The 5,238-nt window shown below is 38.1% G+C and carries 4 protein-coding genes; 1 reads left to right on the forward strand and 3 read right to left on the reverse strand.

The features are described from left to right. Nucleotides 1–129: 129 nt before the first annotated feature. From FD29_RS06410 to FD29_RS06420, 3 genes are all read right to left on the reverse strand, one after another. The gene (locus tag FD29_RS06410; protein ID WP_057888124.1) at nucleotides 130–921 is read right to left on the reverse strand and encodes a hypothetical protein; all 792 of its coding nucleotides are present in this window, start codon (nucleotides 919–921) and stop codon (nucleotides 130–132) included. Nucleotides 922–1,269: 348 nt separating this feature from the next. Then, nucleotides 1,270–2,049 (reverse strand): FAD:protein FMN transferase, encoded by a 780-nt coding sequence (locus tag FD29_RS06415; protein ID WP_057888125.1) that lies wholly within the window; start codon nucleotides 2,047–2,049, stop codon nucleotides 1,270–1,272. Nucleotides 2,050–2,153: 104 nt separating this feature from the next. After that, nucleotides 2,154–3,446, reverse strand: a complete 1,293-nt coding sequence (locus FD29_RS06420) for a nucleobase:cation symporter-2 family protein (RefSeq protein WP_057888126.1) — start codon at nucleotides 3,444–3,446, stop codon at nucleotides 2,154–2,156. 128 nt (nucleotides 3,447–3,574) lie between these two features. On the opposite strand from FD29_RS06420, the gene FD29_RS06425 reads away from it, so the two are divergent. Further along, nucleotides 3,575–5,011 (forward strand): C69 family dipeptidase, encoded by a 1,437-nt coding sequence (locus FD29_RS06425; protein WP_057888127.1) that lies wholly within the window; start codon nucleotides 3,575–3,577, stop codon nucleotides 5,009–5,011. Nucleotides 5,012–5,238 lie beyond the last annotated feature (227 nt).

Here is a 5,238-nt window from a genome sequence, read left to right on the forward strand (position 1 = left end):
AGCAATCCGCCGGGATTTCATGGAAGACGGCAGTGAACAACCAAACTTGAAAAAGACCCCCATTAACTGAGTTCTTCCACACTCTTTTGATACATATTTAAGGAAAAATCTGATCATTTTACAGATCCATTAAAAAATTTCTTTAGTATTAGCAATCGTTCCGTTGTTAAAATTCATATAGTCACCTTGTTGATCGATCATAATGCCACTCAAGTGATAGTGCTCAATAAAGGCGGCCATTTTTTTTATATCAGCACAAACACTGACCTCGGCCCAAATGCCAGTTTCCGTCAAACTATTGCCCAAAATAATACTTTGTTTGACATTATTGTGACCGATATGTGAGCCACTGTTGTCCGCAATTTCCATCATTGAAATCACGCCGCTTTTTAAATAATAAGTTGTTACGATTTCATCAGTCTTGGTTGAATCTTTAATATCGATCAACCAACTGAAATCAGAACCTTGCTTAGTGGCCACTTTGATTTGATTGTCGTCGCTGAGCCAAATACCATCGATATCAGGATGCTTTAACATAGGAATCATACATGTATCAAAGGCTTGTTCGATGGCCCAACTCCTAACTAATTTGATTGGGTCATATTTACCGGCAAAATGGGAAGTATATATACCATCCGTCATTTGTTCGGCTAAAACACTGGAATTATAAATAAACTCAAAATCATTAGAAAATCTCATGGGCGACTTATCGCCACGTTGAAATTTGGAGACTAATGAATCGTAACGAAAAGGTGAAAAATCTCGATCGATTTTTTTCAGTTGTTCATTGATCCGCTCTGCCGCAGCCTTTAATTGATTCATAACGATAATATCGGGATTAGTTGTTGCAATTTCAATTTTAAAATTCATATTCATTTGATTAACAGTTAAATTAGGGAAAAGATATTTTTTAATTTGCATAATGTACCTCATAAAATGGTTCGGATTAAATTTATATTTTGATTATATTAAAAATTATAAAGATAATATTTGAATTATTTATGACCAAATTTAGACCTTTTCGCCAAAAAAAGACCTCTGGTTCAAAAAGAATCAGAAGTCTCGTTAAGTTATATTTTGAAAATCAAACATAATTTGCACTTTCCTTAGATAAATTACATAACCGGTACTGCTACACTCTCTATCTTAAACAAATTCCTCAGCCCAACTTCCTCCGTTTTGCTACATCCCCCAAATCACTCACAAAAACGGTAAGCAATTTGGGAGATTAGGCAAATACTCTGAAGTTAACCGGGGCTGTTGCACTCTCTATCTTGATAAGGCGACTTTGTCTGAGAATCCATCCCGAAAGTTTTCCATGCCTGACATTTTATCGACAATCATGCCGGTTAGATGATATTTGCTGATAAACTCGGGGAACTTATTCGTTCCTGCTGAAATGCCGGCTGAGGACCAAATATTGGCATCTAGGGCATTGCTGCTGACGATGGTAACTTGCTCAATGTTACTCTTCTCTTTGCGTAAACTGCGTCTCTCGTTGGTAGTTGAGACAGCACCATTTTGTAAGTAATACGTTGCCAACAAAATACCTAAGTCCTTAGGATCTTTGATCGCAATTCTCCATCTGAAGTCAATGTTAGGTCGGCTAGCCAAACGGACATCTTCACCACAACGTAAGGATACGCCGTCAATGCCTTCATCACTCAATAAGGCTAACAAATATCGGTTGAAAATTTTATCGATCATCCAGCCATTCAACAAGCCCACCGGATCATAATTTCCATTGAAGTAAGAGCTGAAGTAATGGTGCGTCATTTGTTCAGCCATGATCGTTTGTTCATAGACTTCTTGGAAAGTCTTTGAAACCATCAAGGCAGTTTCTTCACCATCTTGAAAACGAGATAATAATGAATCCTTATTTTCCAATGAGAAAATGTCATCATACTCTTTGATCTGTTTAGAAATATTATTAACGGCCTCATCGATTACTGTTTGGTCGATCATGTCAGGGTCTGGCGTTGCTAGTTTAATTTCGAAAGGTAAGGCAAATTTGTTGATTACAATACTTATATATTTATATTCAGTCATATTTTTCACTCCTTTAGCTAAAAAAAATACGTACGCTTATCTTATTTATCGATAAGTATACGTACCAAATGTGATGAAAATATGATTAAAGTTTGTGAAAACTATTAAGCTTCTTTTTTGTTTGAATTTAACAATAGATTCAAAATAATTGCTGAAAAACTTCCGACAACCAAACCATTATTCAAGATAGTTTGTAACGTTGATGGCAAGAAGTGCAACAAGGTTGGTTGAACTGTCACACCAAGTCCCAAACTGATTGAAACTGCCATGATCATGATGTTGTTGTTAGTAAATTCAACTCGAGATAACATCTTGATACCTTCGATACCAACGGTACCAAACATGATCAACATTGCTCCACCAAGAACAGCGTTAGGAATCAACTCAGCGACCGCTCCCACCTTAGGAATCAATCCTAAAATAATCAAAAGAAAGGCTGAGAAGTATACCGGCTTATTCTTTTTAATACCTGACAATTGAACGACAGCTACGTTTTGTGAAAAAGTTGAATATGGGAATGTATTGAAAATACCACCCAAAATAGCTGCTAAACCTTCTGAAGCATAACCACGTTGAAGGTCATTTTCACTCAAATCATCGCCAGTCAATTCTGCCAAAGCATAATAAACTCCGGTTGACTCGATCATACAAGTTACAGCGGCCAAAAGCATGATCACGATCGATGACCATTCAAATTTTGGCGTTGCAAAGTAAAATGGTTGAGGAATTTGGAACCAGTGTGCAGAACCGACGGTTTTAAAGCCGATCTCTCCCATTCCAATCCCCATCAAGTAACCAACGACGATCCCAATCAAAATAGCAATTTGTTTAACAAAACCACGACCCCAAATGCTGATTATGACGATGATCAAAGCTGTTGAAAATCCTAAAATTAAATTTGTTGGGTCTCCGAAACTTTTGGCAGTAGCATCGCCACCACCGATATTTTGAAAGGCCACGGGAATCAAAGTAAAACCAATTAACGTAATCAATGAACCAGTAACAACGGTTGGAAAGAACCGTTTTAGATTAGCAAATAATTTTGAAACTAACATAATGAAAACACCAGCTGCGATAATCGCACCATACATATAGGCGATTCCGAAGTGATGTCCTATGTTTTGTAGCGGCGTTACATATTCAACCGCTGAACCCAAAACAACTGGTAAACCAATCCCAGTCAATGGTGTTCGCTTAATCTGTAGAAGTGTTGCTACCCCACACATAAAAATATCTACTGAGATTAAGTAAGTCATTTCTTTAGCACTGAAACCAAGGGATGCACCGATCAAAATCGGTATCAAAATATCTCCTGAATACATGGCTAATAAATGTTGAAATCCTAATAGCAGATTCTTCATGAAAGAATCGCTCTTATTGTTCGTATCAAGATCCATTATTGCCCCTCCTGTTGTTTAGAAAATTATAGCATTATTTATGAAAGTTATTAAAGAACAAGTTTAGATAACTCTAAACTTTAGATATGCTAAAATGTACTTAATACAAATAGGAGGAATTCTAAGAGATGAAGAAAAATCATTTGGATGACGCTTGTACAACTATTTTAGTTGGTAAAAACGCCAGTTTAGACGGATCAACAATGATCGCCAGAAACGACGATACATTTTTTGCTGTAGCTCCACACAGCTTCGTATTGAACCCAGCTGTTAAGGGTGAAAAAGGTCGCAAGGTTAAATCATGGTTGAACGGTTTCGAATCAGAGGTTCCCGAAAATGGTTACAAATGGCCTGCCGTTCCTAACGTAGATTACAAAAAGTTCGGATATTACGATGAAAGTGGTATTAATGGAAAGAACGTTGCCATGTCTGCTACTGAAAGTACTTATGGTAACGAACGTGCTCTTGCTTTCGATCCACTTGTTAAAGATGGTATGGACGAAGACGTTATCGTTCGTATGGTCCTACCTTACGTTGACTCAGCCAAAGGTGCCGTTGAACGTACCGGTGAATTGATCAAGAAATTCGGTTCACCTGCTGGTAACTCTGTTCTATTCAGTGACAAAGACGATGTTTGGTACATGGAAATCGTTACAGGTCACCACTGGGTAGCTCAAAGAATTCCTGATGACAGTTATGCCGTTTGTGCTAACCGTGTCTCAATTCAACAAGTCGACTTCAATGATCCTGCACAATTTATGTGGTCAGACGGTATCCAAGAATTCGTTGAAAAGAACCACTTGAACGTTGATAAGACTGGTTTCAACTTCAGACACATCTTCGGTTCAGACAACTTGAAGGATCGCCACTACAACACACCACGTGTTTGGTTCGGTCAAAAGTACTTCAACCCTGAAATCGACCAAGATCCAGAAGACGTTGATCTACCATTTATCAGAACCACTGATCACAAGATCTCTGTTGATGACATCGAATACGTTTTAGGTTCACACTACAACGAAACACCTTACGATCCATATAGCCCATATGCTTCAGACGAAGACAAGCACCGTTACCGTCCAATCGGTTTGAACAGAACACAAAACTCACACGTTCTTCAAATCAGAAACGACGTACCAGAAGAATACGCTGCTATTATGTGGTTATGTATCGGATTCCCTACATTCACACCATACATCCCATTCTACACAAACATGAATGAAACAGATCCTTCATATAACGATGCTTCTCTATCATTCAACTTCAAGGATGCCTATTGGATGTACAACGCTTTGTCAGTACTTGTTGAATCTAACTACACAGAATTCATTCAAGACGACGTCGACTACTTAACAGAAGTTCGCCAAGATCTTCGTATGGCCGTTGCTGAAACTGACAAACTTGCTGCCAACTACTCTGGCGACGAATTGGTTGAGTTCTTAACAGACAGAAACCAAAAGGTTGTTAAAGAAATGCAAGATAAGGCTCACAAACTATTCGGTGAACTTTATACAAAGGGTATCAACATTTCTAAACTTACATTTAACATGGATGAAAATCTATAATTATAATTTGACCGATATAAACTGTTTTATGGTTTTTATCGGTTTTTTAATTGGTTCACTGCCGTCTTCCATGAAATTCTGGTGGATTGCTGGAACGCTGTGAGAGCAACTTAGAGCCAATTACGGTTCAAATTGTCTCTAGGCTTGTCTGTCTCTAACCTGGCAAGGGACACGCCAGCTAAGAGACTTCCACGGCTGAGCATCCACCAGAATTTCATTCCAGACTA

It is taken from the genome of Companilactobacillus mindensis DSM 14500 (genome assembly GCF_001434275.1).
GTDB lineage: Bacteria > Bacillota > Bacilli > Lactobacillales > Lactobacillaceae > Companilactobacillus > Companilactobacillus mindensis.

Bases quoted from the DNA above. Each gene is read 5' to 3' on its own strand.
- FD29_RS06410 (WP_057888124.1), bottom strand. From the start codon at position 921: ATGCAAATTAAAAAATATCTTTTCCCTAATTTAACTGTTAATCAAATG.
- FD29_RS06415 (WP_057888125.1), bottom strand. From the start codon at position 2,049: ATGACTGAATATAAATATATAAGTATTGTAATCAACAAATTTGCCTTA.
- FD29_RS06420 (WP_057888126.1), bottom strand. From the start codon at position 3,446: ATGGATCTTGATACGAACAATAAGAGCGATTCTTTCATGAAGAATCTG.
- FD29_RS06425 (WP_057888127.1), top strand. From the start codon at position 3,575: ATGAAGAAAAATCATTTGGATGACGCTTGTACAACTATTTTAGTTGGT.